The organism is Glaciimonas sp. GG7, from assembly GCF_052976905.1.
In genome coordinates, this window is the sequence record NZ_JBRIIQ010000001.1 from 200,896 (window position 1) to 213,873 (window position 12,978).

The following is a 12,978-nucleotide window of genomic DNA, read 5'->3' on the forward strand; positions in this document are numbered from 1 at the left end:
ACGCAATAATTATGCACACATTGAATATTGGTATTCATGTTTTATGCCTTCTAATGTATATTTTATAGGCAGAATGCTGGACTGAAATATACTTTTAATGACCGCGCATTCCGTTCCTGAAATAAACAAAAAGAGCACAAATACCTTTTGGTCAAATACACTTTTCCGTCCTGTTTTTGTGTGCGTTGGGCGTCTCACCCGTCACTTTTTCTGCTCCTCTTGATGAGCCGATCAAACCTGTCCCGCTCTCGTTACATCAAGACCCGGTGCGGGCCGAGCTTGGCCGTCAGTTGTTTAGCGATAAGCGTATCTCAGCCAATAATTCCGTCTCTTGCATGAGTTGCCATGATCTTGGTAAAGGCGGCAACGATGGCCGGGCACATTCTATCGGCTATACCGGCAAAGAGACGGATGTGAATGCACCGACGGTATTTAATGCCGCGCTCAATTTCAAGCAATTCTGGAATGGCCGCGCCGATTCGCTTGAATCTCAAATCGATTTCGTGACCCAGAGTCCGATTGAGATGGGGTCAACATGGCCGGACGTTGTACGCAAAATTGGGGAAGATGCCAAGTATCAGCATGCTTTTGCCGCCGCTTATAAAGATGGCGTCACCAAAGCCAATATTCAAAACGCGATAGCGACCTTCGAGCGCACCCTGATCACGCCCAATGCACGCTTCGACCAATATCTGCGCGGCGACCCTAAAGCGATCACCGCCGCAGAAAAAGTCGGTTATGAGAAATTTAAAAAGTACGGCTGCGTTGCCTGCCACCAAGGCGTCAACGTTGGCGGCAACATGTTTCAAAAGTTTGGCGTCATGGGCGACTACTTCAAAGGGCGTGGTAACGAATTAGAGGCCGATATGGGACGCTACCGCGTCACCATGGATGAGAACGATCGGCATGTCTTCAAAGTCCCCAGCTTGCGTAACGTCGCTCTGACGGCGCCCTATTTTCACGATGGCTCGGCCAAGACGCTCGATGCCGCAGTCGATATCATGTTCAAGTACCAACTTGGTCGTATCGGCTCTAAGGAAGACAAGGAGTCCATCATCTTGTTTCTTAATACACTTACCGGCGCGCCATGAGAAGGTCTGTGCTCCTCACGTTACGGCGTTCAAACTGGGTTCCCTTAGCTGTTCTGGGCTTACTACTGATGTTGGCCGTGATATTTTTGTACGAGAAGACGCGCGATTATGATCCATCGAGTTACGTCTCGAGCGTGACTTTATTACGCCAAATCAAGCAGGTCGATGCGCGTTGGGAACTCGACGCGATGAAGACCAAAATCGGTCTCAACAAAAATTACGATCCTTTGGCTGATCCTCTGCTTGAACTCAAAGAGTTGCAACAGAAGCTTGATGCGCTCACAGCAGGCAAGAAAGGCAGCGAAGCGCTTAAGCTCACCAAGGCTATAGCGGCGTTCGAGGGCGCAATGAAGGAAAAAGGTACTGCGATCGAGCATTTTAAGTCGCACAATTCAGTGCTCGAGAACTCCTTAATCTTTTTACCTTCTGCTGCCGAAGACATTCGGATTCGATTAAATCAAGGCCGACCACAAGATCAGGATGCGCTCAAAAGCATCAAAGTCGACCTCGATAAAGCGTTGATGGCAGGTCTGCTGTATGACGACAATGGCGGAACCAAAGAGATGGCCATCGAGATTGAGCAGATTCTGGATCGGATTGCCTCTAGCGCGAAAAATTTGCCAACGGACCTCACCGACAGAGTCGATATTTTCGCCTTGCATATGCGTACCATTTTGCGCGAGACCACCGCAGTGAGCGCTCTTTTGGATCGTATCGTCACCATGCCGACCTCCGCGCGTATCGACGACATTAACAACATACTCAACAAGGCACACCAAGTAACCGATATGCGGGAGGAGCAATATCGTCAATACCTGACGATATTTTCGACTGCCTTGATCGGTTTGTTTTTGTATGCGGCTTTCGGCCTCATTCGTGGCCACGTTATCAACCGTATTAACACCGAACTGCAGCATGTCAACGACAGCCTTGAGAGACGGGTAAAACAACGCACAAACGAACTCGGCGAGGCACAGGCCCAATTGGTCACATCAGCGCGTTTGGCGGGGATGGCTGAAATCGCCACCAACGTGTTGCATAACGTTGGCAATGTACTCAACAGCGTCAACGTCTCAGCAGTACTGGTCAGTAAACAAATGCGTGCCTCCAAATTACAAGGACTGAGCCGTGCGGTGCAGATGATCAACGAACAGGCTGCTGATCTGGGAACATTTCTTACGCTGGACCCGAAAGGAAAGATGCTCCCGGACTATCTCAATAAGCTGGTAAAGGTCGTCACAGCAGAGCAGCAGGGGATTATCGAAGAACTGGCCCAGCTCACTAAAAGCGTCGATCACATCAAGGAAATTATTGCCACGCAACAATCGTATGCAGGCGTTTCTGGTGTTTTCGAACAGTTTGAAGTGCGTGAACTGATTGAAGATGCGCTACGTATGGGGGCCGGTTCACTCTCGCGCCATCATGTCGCAGTGGTAAAGGAGTTTGATGACGTGCCGCCATTGTGGCTCGACAAGCATCAGGTGTTACAGATACTGATTAACCTCCTTGGCAACGCTAAACAGGCAATGAATGACCGGTCTGCGCACCCACACCAGATCACACTGCGTCTACGCAAGACGGAAAGACAGACGGTAGAGATTCATGTCGTCGATAACGGCGAAGGAATTCCACCCGAAAATCTCACCCGGATCTTTGCGCATGGCTTCACGACCCGTAAAACGGGCCACGGTTTCGGGCTGCATAGTTGCGTACTTTCAGCGCAAGAAATGGGCGGCAGTCTGACCGTGCAAAGCGAAGGTTCAGGCAAAGGTGCGACCTTCATGCTCGAACTCCCCATAAAAGAAAAAGAAGAGGTATTTTGATGACCCAACCGCAAAACCGGCGCATCTTGCTTATCGATGATCTGCCTTCTATCCATGAAGATTTTCGCAAAATACTATGGGGCGCCAATGCCGCGTCCGAACTGGATGACGACGAGGCCGCCCTGTTCGGTACAGCGGCGCCGATTTCTGCCATTACTTTCGAACTTGATTCAGCCTATCAGGGCCAGGAAGCAATGCTCAAGGTAAGCACTTCGCTAGAACACGGACTGCCGTATGCGATGGCGTTTGTTGATATGCGCATGCCACCGGGATGGAATGGCGTCGAAACCATCAAACATCTCTGGCAAGCAGATCCGCGCTTACAGATTGTGATTTGTACCGCCTATTCGGACTACTCCTGGGAAGAAATATTATCCCAGCTCGATGTCTGCGACCGGCTGTTGATCCTCAAAAAACCGTTCGATAATATCGAGGTTTTTCAGCTGGCCAATGCGCTCACCACCAAATGGGCAATGACGCAGCAGGCGGAGTCGCACATGGACCGCCTCGAAGAGCAGGTGGCCGCCCGCACGCTGGAGCTTAAAACTGCCAATGACGCCTTGCTCCAACAGATTGTTGAGCGCAAGTTGATTGAGCAGGCGCTACGCTTGAAAGATCAGGCCATCGAAGCGGCCATCAATGCCATCTTTCTCACCAACAATAGTCTGCCCGACAATCCGATCGAGTATGTCAACCCCGCCTTTGAACGGATGACCGGCTATACGCAAGCCGAAGTCATGGGTAAAAATATGCGTTTTTTGCTGGGTCAAGATCAAGACCAACCTGGCATGCAAGTCATTCAGGAGGCGATGCAAAACGCTGGCGAGGGCCGGGCAGTCTTGCGCAACTATCGCAAAGATGGCACGCCATTTTGGAGCGAATGCCACATCGCCGGTGTGCATGATGACGTGGCTACTGCCGCCCACTTTGTCGTCGTTCTCAACGATATAACCGAAGCAAAACAACTAGAGCAGCAACTACAGCATCGCGCCAACTATGACGCCCTGACCGCGTTGCCAACGCGCACCTTATTCATGGACCGCCTGCTGCCAGCTATCGCCATTGCAGAACGCCAGCAACGCCCAATGGCCGTGGCCTTTTTTGATCTGGATCGATTCAAATGGATCAATGACACGCTGGGGCACGATGCGGGAGACAGTTTATTGCAAGAAATTGCGATGCGCCTGAGCGAGTGTGTGCGCACCTCCGACACCGTGGCACGCATCGGCGGCGATGAATTTGTGATTTTGCTGCACCCCGATACGACCGACAGCGACCCTGCCACCGTCATGCAACGCATCGTCGAACGCGTCGCCCAGCCGATCACTTTGAGAGGCGAACAACACAGCGTCACTTGCAGTATCGGAGTGAGTGTTTTTCCGCAAGACGGGCATGATGCCGATACGTTGCTTAAGCATGCGGATGTGGCGATGTATCAGGCTAAGAAATTGGGGCGCAATAATTATCAGTTTTATGGGGAAGAAACGGCTAATAAGGTTGGCACCGGAGTGGCGCAAGTTGTTGGGGAGAATGCGTGATGACTGGCTCAACTCGGTCTGCAAAGCTAATTGTTACGCAGGCCCTACACCAAAATAATGGTATCGCTATAGCGTGACACCATGACGTCGTGCGTGAGCAGACGCATTGGTTCTGCCAGTGCCTGCTCCACCAAAAGGCGATCAAACGGGTCTTGATGATGGTTTCCCAGATCGCCAACGATCGCAGCATGCTCTGGTTCAACGGCAAGGAATTGATATCCGGCCCGGCGGAAATAGTGCAGTGCTTCTTGACCTGATATGGGCATCGTTTCTTTGCCAAGGCTGTGCTTGATCGCAATTTCCCATACATTGACAGCGCTTACCCAAACATGACAGCGCGGTGCTAAAAGTAGCTCACGCGCGTTGGTCGAAAGCTTAGGATCGTCAGTAATGGCCCACAGTGCCACATGGGTATCGAGGAGCAAATGCAAGATGTCGCTCCAAGAAACAATTTGGCAACGTCATCGTTACAGACATCGATATCATCAGCTACTTTAAAAGCACCTTTCGCAACGCCAATTCGCAAGTCGCTATCGGGTAGACCCATTGACACTAATTTTGCTGCCGGTCGCCCGTTCCTGGCAATAATAATTTCACGTTCCGTCCCTTGTTCAATGGCTTCGACCAGGCGAGATAAGCTGGATCTGGCTTCTGGCATGTTGACGGTATGCATGATGATGCTACTAAAATTTGTATGGTCTAGTCTTGTTTGGCTAATGAGTACAATCAAGATTTATGCAAGGACTGCCATGATGAAGTCAAACGAATCTTCGGTCGGCGAGGGGTAGAGTCTGCCGTGATTTATGCTAACGTCACCGACGGTGCTCAACACGCCACAACAAGCGGTACGCCCGACTCGACAGTCGTGGTTTTTTTTCGTCCATAGATCATCATGGCCGGGTAATGCGCAGCCATACAAGACCCGCAAGGGGAAATCTGCGAGCCGACTAGTTGCGGTGTTGAAGTACCTGGCCGCCTCCTCAACAGAGGCGGGTTTTTTAATAAACCTACCAGGAGTTCATGATGACTAAAACCGCTTCACATCCCCACGTATCTGCCGCACCCGAACCAACTCCCCCAAAGCAAGCCCCCGAGTCCACCGATCAGCCCCATCTGTCAGGCCTCTCTGAGGACGATAGTTATCAATTGTATGAAGCGCGTTGCATGCTCCAATTGTTGGAGGATCTGGCGACGCAAGAGGCCCATCGTGAGGTCATCGTTTCAAGACAATCGTTAGCAGTGATGATGGGAGTGATACGGGAGAAACTGGTTTTTAGTACCGGCTAATATTTGTACGATGATGGGCTTGAAAGTACGGGCCTATGACGTTAGCGCAGATGGCGGATTAAGGTTTATTCTTCATAAATGAATGCCCCTGACTGTACAAGATCAGGGGCTCGAAAAAACACCAGCGCAAGGCCTGAGGAAGCGTTCTATTATGACTTTGAAAGCTTTTCGAGTCCCCGAACTTTGTGCACGTCTTCGATGGATTCGCTAATTAGAAAACTGGCATGTAGTCAGGTTAAGTTGCTTCAAGGCGAGGCCTTGTCCCCCCCCGTAGCCGTTGGTGCCGGAAGGGGCTGGGAGAATCGGGGGCGTCACAAGATTTGCCGCTTCTACTGCGGTAATTGGGTCAAGCGCGTCCACTGCTACTGTTATTGTTTGAAGGGGGAGGGGAGAAGCGTTATATGAGGGGCTTTGATATGAAACGGTGCAGTTGTAACTACCAATTTGGATGGGTAGTAATTGGGCCTGTACGGTCAGGGAATACGATGCCAAGGGAAGGGTTAATATTGCTAACTTCGCATAAAACCCCCATCGTTTTTTATTGCCTGCTGGTGGTTCCACTGATGAGGACGTGGTTACACCGATCTTACTGTTTCTGAGATTTTTGTTCATTTTGTTGCCTTTAAAGGTTTCGAAATGGAGTACCAAATGTGAAGTGCCTTCAGACTGGAAGGAGCACTTTTTGAGTGTAGGTTTTTTTTAAAATATTGCAATTGAGAAATTATTCTACTGTTGCCATTGAAGATTTTTCTCGAATAGTGCAGCGCTGGAGATAGGAACTACGTCATCAAAAAATACTAACCGTGCCTGAGCAAGCCTACAGCCGTGCCACTCTTGGTTTGTACGAACTCACCCGGGTCGAAGTGTTGCGTGACCTCTACGTGTGGGCTTATGAACGCTCGACGCAAGAATATATGGCCATCTAGCAAGAGTGATCCGAGCCTGATTCTGCCCGTCTCGCCTGGCGCGATCTCATCAAACAGACGATGCGTGCGGTGGTGTTGCGTCCCCAAACAGATCCGCTTAGCATCATTGCGCACAGCGTGACCGAGCAGGTGGCAGAACCTGAGCGTGAAAATGTGCAGGCGTTGATTGTTGCCCAATTGCAGCGACTGCATGAGGGTATGCTGGCACGCTACGGGCTGCGGCCTGCGGCCTTTGTGGCGTGGAAAAAGGGGCGAGCAGAGGAGTAAATGTTGCTATGCTATCGCCTTTCCACCGGCCAACCGCCAAGCCGACGAACCTATTTACGGAGTAGTACACATGGCCTCTTTACAAGAGCAGTTTTTAAAAGCCGGCTTGATCGATAAAAACAAAGCCAAACTGGCTAATCAAGACAAGAACAAACAGAAGAAGATGGAACGCCGCACCGGCACGGAAAGTGTCGATGAAGCCCGTTTGAACGCAATCGAGACGCAACGTAAAAATGCCGAGCGTGCGCGTGAACTCAATGCCCAGCGCGATGCCGCCGCCACGCAAAAAGCGATCCTCGCGCAAATTACGCAAATGGTGCAGAAAAATCGCCAGAGCAAAGGTATCGGCGACATCGCCTACAACTTTACCCACGGCACGAAGATCGAACGGATCTATGTCTCGGCAGCGGTTCAGGCGCATTTATTGGCCGGGCGGCTGGTGATCGTCTGCCAAAACGGGGCTGTTGAATTGGTGCCCAGAATAGTCGCCGACAAGATCGCCGAGCGCGATGCCTCAATGGTTGTGCGGGTCAACAAAACCAGTACCGAGATCGATGCGGATGATCCGTATGCGGCCTTTCAGATTCCGGATGATTTGATGTGGTAGGGCTGGCGGCTTGATATTTGGTCGAGCCAAAGTAGTTTTGAGTAAAAATAAACCGCATAGCTATGCGGTTTATTTTTTGGCGCAATAGCATCATTTCGCCTATGCAAGCACCTTAAAATGTATGCTAACTTCGCCAACGGTGCTGAACACACCACGACAAGCGATACGCCCGACTCGACAGTCGTGGTTTTTTTTCGTCCATAGATTAACCATGGCCGGGTAATGCGCAGCTATACAAGACCCGCAAGGGGAAATCTGCGAGCCGACTTGTTGCGGTGTTCAAGTACCTGGCCGCCCTTTTGCAGGGGCGGGTTTTAACAAACTCACCAGGAATCTATGATGACTAAAGCCGCTTCACCTCCGCACGCATCTGCTGCATCCAAACAAAACCCCCCACCCAAGCAAGCCCCTGAGTCCGTCGATCAGCCCGACGAGATAGGCATGACCGAGGACCAACATTATCAATTGTATTAGGGCCTGTTGCCATATGATTTGGGAGTGCGAATGCGCGGCAGGCGTTGCGTGCCTAGGCGCCGGGACGCGGCGTAGCGGTGCTACGGCAAGGAGCAGCAACAACGGCATGCGACGCCTGCAGCCGTTCCCGAAGGGTTCCAACCAAAACGTGCGCTGGCCGCGTTGCATGGCTTGCTGGGGCACTAGCCCCAGCAACGCCACGCGCCTTGCCAGCACACGTTTTGGTTGGAACGCATCTCCCAAATCATATGGCAACAGGCCCCAGGCGCGCTGCATGCTCCAATTGCTGGAGGAGCTGGCGCACGATGATCGTGAAGTTACCGTTTCAAGGCAATCTTTAGCCGTGATGATGGGAGTGATCAGGGAGAAACTGGTGGTGAAAGAGGTTGCGCTTGCATCGCAGTCAACGAAGCATGTCTGCGAGAAACATTTTCAGGATAGCGGCTTCGCTTGACCAGTACCCAGTGATCTTTGGTAGGTCATCAACGACATCGTTCTGGCGACGATGATAGAAAATATGCTGGCCAGGCTCTGGCAGTACCGTACCGGGCGCAAAATTTTGTACGGAAATAAAAGCCATTTTCAGCGGCCCCAAGGTCATCAGTCCGAGCACCGCCCGATGGCAGATCGGGCATTCCCCACGGCGGGCAGCTGGCGGCAATCGATGCTTCTTGAACACAATCCCGTGCTGAGCAGGTAACACAACGGAGCGCGCCCACATGGCGACTAGGTCTGTGTAGGGTTGTTTGAACTGCGCCTGACAAAGCGTGCAATGACAAAAAGCCCTCCCGATCGGTTGCCCTATAACGGTGAAGCGCGATGCGCCGCAACGGCATGCACACGCATGATGGATCGGTGAATGTTCTCTGGTATCCATCGGATAGTTCTGATTGTTGTTGAGGTGGTGGGAGTGTAGGAGTTCTTCACAATAGTGCAATTGAGAAAGCACTCTAACTTGCAAGGAGATTTAGTAGGTACCTAAAAACACAAAGAGGAAATGATGGAAACTAAAGTGAGTGTCAAAGAATTTCGAGCAAATCTGCCTGCATATCTTAAGTCTTTGTCGCCGATTGTTATTACGCGTCATGGGGAAATAATCGGCTACTACATTCCGGCACATCATGATTGCACTCAGAAGTTGGATGGGCTTAAGCAGGCTGTGGAAAAATTGCAGGCGATGATGCTAGCTTTGCACGTATCGGAAGATGACGTTGTTGCAGATTTTAAGGTGCGCCGAGCTGCTGATAAATGATGATCAGGCACGCGTAGTGAATGGGTTATCAGGGAAAGTTATCGGACCGCTACAGTCTCTCGATTGAACCCTCTTCATCCTGAACTTGTACTTTAAGTTAATGCGCAATAGGTGTGATGGCCGGAGCACCGCGCAGTAGTCCTTCTGTACTGAGATCTTCGTCGACATCCGGCCAATGAATGCCGTAACCGCCGCCAGCGATTTGCCAGTGTGAACGCTGTTCTTGCGTCGCATCCGCCAAGCGTGGAAACCACACCAGCGGAACCGCTATTTCTCTGCCATCCATTAACTCAACAGAAATCCGATCAGCATCAATTGTGACCGATTTCACTCTTGTATCAGTATGTGTCTGTGTCAAAGTAGTCATGCCATGCCTCTAAAAGAGTTTTTTGATGTTCACGTACTAAGCGCAATAGTATGCCGAGTTCTTTTGCTGAAAATCCAATAACGCGCTAAGGCAACATTTTCAGTCCAAAACTTCGCTGATATATTTTCTCTATCAATATGTATGTGTGGCGGTTCATTTGGTTCGTGGCTGTAAAAGTACAGTCGGTAGGTTCCAATTCGCATAATTGTGGGCATAAATAAACCTCCTTTTCAGCGAGTATAGTCAATTTGACGTGTTTATCGCGCCTCTTTTTCAGGTGTCATCAATCCCCCAAAGGCAACGGACTAGCCGCCTTAATCTCCTCCAGACACACCATCGATTTCACCCCCGCCACCCCCGGCACCTGCATGAGCCTATCTGTCAAAAACGTCGACAGCGATTTCAAATCACTGGCCACCACTTTCAGCAAATAATCGAAATCCCCCGAAATCGCATAGCACTCCAGAATTTCCGGAAATGCGCGGATGACTTTTTCGAACTTGCGGACTTGTTTGAACTGTTCCCGCGCAATGTTGATGCTGACAAACGCTGTCACCCCCAAGCCAATTGCCGCCGGTTCGACCTGCGCTGCATAGCCGCGAATAAAGCCTTCTTTTTCCAGTCGTTGCACGCGCCGGTAGCATTGCGGCGCGGACAGATTGACCTGCTCGGAGAGCTCAACATTCGAGGCCCGGCCATTGGTTTGCAGGGTGCGTAATAAAATCCGGTCGTAGCGATCCAGAATTTCCATATATATCCTTAACAATGCACGATTCGTGCATAAAAGTGAGAAACCATGCGTCATTATGCATAAATATTTCTCACCATAGTGTCTATCATGTAACTGTAAATAAAGTGTATAGGACTTACGCAAAATCGCCCCAGCGGCGTTATCCCTCCTGGCCTTACGTTCGTAATGTCTTCGTCGGTCTGCCTTGCTGGAACAATTTTGCGTAAGCCCTATAAAGTGTAAAAAAACTCGGAGCCGACCATGAAAAACCCCGCCATCGCCCTCGAAACCCGTTATTGCGCGCACAACTATGCCCCGCTGCCGGTGGTCCTCAGTCACGGGCGCGGGGTCTGGTTGGTCGATGAGAACGGCAAGCATTATCTGGACATGATGTCGGCCTATTCCGCGGTCAGTTTCGGTCATAGCAACCCGGTCTTAGTAGCCGCGCTGACCCATCAGGCGAGTCGGCTGGCGGTGACTTCGCGGGCGTTTTATACCGATCAGCTCGGGCCGTTTTTGCAATTGTTGTGCGAGATGACCGGGCAGGACAAAGCATTGCCGATGAATAGCGGGGCCGAAGCGGTGGAGACCGCCCTCAAGGCCGCCCGTAAATGGGGTCACAAAGTCAAAGGCATTGCTGACAACAGCGCTGAAATCATCGTCTGCAACGGCAACTTTGGCGGGCGCACCACCACCATCATCGGCTTCTCGTCCGAGCAGCAATACCGCGACGGGTTTGGTCCCTTTGCACCTGGCTTTGTGTCGATCCCGTTTGGTGACGCCGCCGCGCTGGAAGCGGCGATCACGCCACGCACGGCGGCATTTTTGGTCGAGCCGATTCAGGGCGAGGGCGGCATCATCGTACCGCCCGACGGCTATCTGGCCGCTTGTCGTAAAATCTGCACGCGGCACAACGTCTTGCTCATTTGCGATGAAGTACAAACCGGTTTGGGCCGCACCGGCAAGCTGCTGGCCTGCGATCATGACGGCATCAAACCGGACGGCTTGATCCTCGGCAAAGCGCTCGGTGGTGGCTTGTTGCCTGTGTCCGCTTTTCTTGCCAGCGAAGAAGTCATGGCGGTGTTCTCGCCGGGCGACCATGGCAGTACTTTCGGCGGCAATCCGTTAGCCGCTGCCGTCGGGCACGCTGCTTTATTACTGCTGCGCAACGATCATTTGGCAGAGGCTGCAGACCGTATGGGCCATCGCTTGCAATTGGGATTGCGTGCGATTAAGCACCCGGCAATTCGCGCCGTGCGAGGCAAAGGCTTGCTGATCGGCGTTGAGCTGGACCCTGCCATTATTTCGGCGCGGGGGTTTTGTGAACTGTTGCTGGGCTTAGGGCTGCTGACCAAAGATACGCACGAAACGGTGGTGCGTTTTGCGCCGCCGCTGACAATTAGCGCCTCCGAAATTGATACGGCACTGAGCATTATTCATCAGGCATTTGCGAGTTTGCCTCTCGCTGAACCCGCTACACCCACTGAAAGGAGTTACGCATGACCCATTTTGTGCACGCTGGATTGGAAAACACTATCGGCAAAACTGATTTTGCCAACGCCGACTTTTCCGCCGCATCGGTAGCCACGGCGATCAAGCCCACCTATTTGATGTGCGCGCCGGACCATTTTGAAGTGTCCTACGTCATCAATCCGTGGATGGCGGGCAATATTTCGCTGGGAAACCGTAGTCTGGCGCAGCAGCAATGGGAGGCGTTGGTCGCGGCCATTTCAAGCGTCGCACACGTGCAAAAGATGCAGCCCGAGGCGGGCGTGCCGGACCTGGTATTTACCGCTAACGGCGGCGTCGTCCGCGGTGAGAAAGTGGTGCTATCCCGCTTTCGCCACATTGAGCGGCAAGCCGAAGAAATCCATTTTGAGCGCTGGTTCGCCGCACATGGCTACGAAGTCCTCAAGACGCCGCCGGGCTTGCCGTTTGAAGGCGCGGGCGACGCGTTGCTGGATCGGCACGATGACTTGCTCTGGTTCGGTCACGGTCATCGTTCTGACGAGGCGTGTGCCGCGCCGTTATCGCAGATGTTGGAGATTGCGGTGCAGCCGTTGCGGTTGGTCGATCCACGCTTTTACCATCTGGATACGTGCTTTTGTCCGCTCGATGGCGGCAATTTGCTGTATTTTCCAGACGCCTTCGATGCCGCATCGCAAGCCGCCATCGCTGACCGAGTGCCAGCCCATCGCCGCATGATCGTCAGCGCCGCCGATGCGCTGGCGTTTGCCTGCAACAGCGTCAACAGTGGCGAGCATATTTTTCTCAACCGGGCCTCGTCCGGCTTGGTCGCCATGCTCGCACGCTATGGGTATACCGTGCATCAGACGCCCTTGACCGAATTCTTGAAGGCTGGCGGCGCAGCGAAATGCCTGACGCTCAAACTCAATGAGCCGACTGCTTCTGTCGCAACGGCAGTCTCAACGGCCTTTGACACCACATCGGTTGCGGTCGATGTTGGTTGATCCCTATGGCCTGGAGTGTTGTTATGGTGCAAGCCATTACGCGACGGGCCAGCAATGAAGTCAATGATCTAACGTATAATTTGAGCCAACTTCCGCATGCTTAACCCGGCGCTTTTTGCGACCGGGTTTTTTGCATTTTTGACAG

The 12,978-nt window shown here is 52.0% G+C and carries 17 protein-coding genes; 11 read left to right on the forward strand and 6 right to left on the reverse strand.

Going from position 1 to position 12,978, the window contains the following annotated elements; translation table 11 throughout:
- The first annotated feature begins 185 nt into the window (after positions 1-185).
- Genes ACVBEF_RS00890 through ACVBEF_RS00900 form a run of 3 tightly spaced genes read left to right on the forward strand, consistent with a single transcriptional unit; the run spans position 186 to position 4,452 of the window.
- Entirely contained in the window at positions 186-1,091 is a 906-nt protein-coding gene (locus ACVBEF_RS00890; protein WP_447122053.1) for a cytochrome-c peroxidase, read from the forward strand.
- Positions 1,092-1,099: 8 nt separating this feature from the next.
- On the forward strand, positions 1,100-2,914 hold the full coding sequence (locus tag ACVBEF_RS00895) for a DAHL domain-containing protein (RefSeq protein WP_447122054.1): 1,815 nt from the start codon (positions 1,100-1,102) through the stop codon (positions 2,912-2,914).
- The gene (locus ACVBEF_RS00900) at positions 2,914-4,452 is read left to right on the forward strand and encodes a diguanylate cyclase domain-containing protein (RefSeq protein ID WP_447122055.1); all 1,539 of its coding nucleotides are present in this window, start codon (positions 2,914-2,916) and stop codon (positions 4,450-4,452) included. The genes ACVBEF_RS00895 and ACVBEF_RS00900 overlap by 1 nt, the downstream gene beginning before the upstream one ends.
- A 44-nt stretch (positions 4,453-4,496) precedes the next feature.
- On the opposite strand, the gene ACVBEF_RS00905 is transcribed toward ACVBEF_RS00900, so the two are convergent.
- Positions 4,497-4,883: a type II toxin-antitoxin system VapC family toxin gene (locus tag ACVBEF_RS00905; protein WP_447122056.1), complete on the reverse strand. Its 387-nt coding sequence runs from the start codon at positions 4,881-4,883 to the stop codon at positions 4,497-4,499.
- The gene (locus ACVBEF_RS00910) at positions 4,796-5,125 is read right to left on the reverse strand and encodes a type II toxin-antitoxin system Phd/YefM family antitoxin (RefSeq protein ID WP_447122057.1); all 330 of its coding nucleotides are present in this window, start codon (positions 5,123-5,125) and stop codon (positions 4,796-4,798) included. The genes ACVBEF_RS00905 and ACVBEF_RS00910 overlap by 88 nt, the downstream gene beginning before the upstream one ends.
- 350 nt (positions 5,126-5,475) lie before the next feature.
- Between ACVBEF_RS00910 and ACVBEF_RS00915 the strand changes: the two genes are divergently transcribed.
- The 5 genes from ACVBEF_RS00915 (at position 5,476) to ACVBEF_RS00935 (ending at position 8,013) form a co-directional block, all read left to right on the forward strand.
- Positions 5,476-5,739, forward strand: coding sequence for a hypothetical protein (locus ACVBEF_RS00915; protein WP_447122058.1), 264 nt, complete (start codon positions 5,476-5,478; stop codon positions 5,737-5,739).
- Between the two features lie 803 nt (positions 5,740-6,542).
- Positions 6,543-6,665 carry a hypothetical protein gene (locus ACVBEF_RS00920; RefSeq protein WP_447122059.1) on the forward strand — a complete coding sequence of 41 codons (123 nt, stop codon included), beginning with the start codon at positions 6,543-6,545 and terminating at the stop codon, positions 6,663-6,665.
- 72 nt (positions 6,666-6,737) lie between these two features.
- On the forward strand, positions 6,738-6,932 hold the full coding sequence (locus ACVBEF_RS00925) for a hypothetical protein (RefSeq protein WP_447122060.1): 195 nt from the start codon (positions 6,738-6,740) through the stop codon (positions 6,930-6,932).
- Between the two features lie 70 nt (positions 6,933-7,002).
- Complete coding sequence (locus ACVBEF_RS00930; RefSeq protein WP_447122061.1) at positions 7,003-7,539, forward strand: DUF2058 domain-containing protein; 537 nt, start codon at positions 7,003-7,005, stop codon at positions 7,537-7,539.
- A 339-nt stretch (positions 7,540-7,878) separates the two neighbouring features.
- Positions 7,879-8,013: a hypothetical protein gene (locus ACVBEF_RS00935; RefSeq protein ID WP_447122062.1), complete on the forward strand. Its 135-nt coding sequence runs from the start codon at positions 7,879-7,881 to the stop codon at positions 8,011-8,013.
- 403 nt (positions 8,014-8,416) lie between these two features.
- On the opposite strand, the gene ACVBEF_RS00940 is transcribed toward ACVBEF_RS00935, so the two are convergent.
- Positions 8,417-8,890, reverse strand: coding sequence for a GFA family protein (locus ACVBEF_RS00940; protein ID WP_447122063.1), 474 nt, complete (start codon positions 8,888-8,890; stop codon positions 8,417-8,419).
- A gap of 123 nt (positions 8,891-9,013) precedes the next feature.
- On the opposite strand from ACVBEF_RS00940, the gene ACVBEF_RS00945 reads away from it, so the two are divergent.
- A complete protein-coding gene (locus tag ACVBEF_RS00945; RefSeq protein WP_447122064.1) occupies positions 9,014-9,265 on the forward strand; it encodes a type II toxin-antitoxin system Phd/YefM family antitoxin in 252 nt (83 codons plus the stop codon).
- A gap of 97 nt (positions 9,266-9,362) precedes the next feature.
- On the opposite strand, the gene ACVBEF_RS00950 is transcribed toward ACVBEF_RS00945, so the two are convergent.
- From ACVBEF_RS00950 to ACVBEF_RS00960, 3 genes are all read right to left on the reverse strand, one after another.
- Positions 9,363-9,632, reverse strand: coding sequence for a DUF2442 domain-containing protein (locus tag ACVBEF_RS00950; protein ID WP_447122065.1), 270 nt, complete (start codon positions 9,630-9,632; stop codon positions 9,363-9,365).
- Between the two features lie 29 nt (positions 9,633-9,661).
- Positions 9,662-9,847: a DUF4160 domain-containing protein gene (locus ACVBEF_RS00955; protein WP_447122066.1), complete on the reverse strand. Its 186-nt coding sequence runs from the start codon at positions 9,845-9,847 to the stop codon at positions 9,662-9,664.
- A gap of 68 nt (positions 9,848-9,915) precedes the next feature.
- On the reverse strand, positions 9,916-10,383 hold the full coding sequence (locus ACVBEF_RS00960) for an Lrp/AsnC family transcriptional regulator (RefSeq protein WP_447122067.1): 468 nt from the start codon (positions 10,381-10,383) through the stop codon (positions 9,916-9,918).
- Positions 10,384-10,623: 240 nt separating this feature from the next.
- Here ACVBEF_RS00960 and rocD point away from each other — a divergent pair, with 240 nt between their 5' ends.
- Together rocD and ACVBEF_RS00970 are read left to right on the forward strand one after the other, a co-directional pair.
- On the forward strand, positions 10,624-11,865 hold the full coding sequence (rocD, locus tag ACVBEF_RS00965; protein WP_447122068.1) for an ornithine--oxo-acid transaminase: 1,242 nt from the start codon (positions 10,624-10,626) through the stop codon (positions 11,863-11,865).
- On the forward strand, positions 11,862-12,833 hold the full coding sequence (locus tag ACVBEF_RS00970) for a dimethylarginine dimethylaminohydrolase family protein (protein WP_447122069.1): 972 nt from the start codon (positions 11,862-11,864) through the stop codon (positions 12,831-12,833). Before rocD ends, ACVBEF_RS00970 begins: the two co-directional genes overlap by 4 nt.
- The last annotated feature ends 145 nt before the right edge of the window (positions 12,834-12,978 follow it).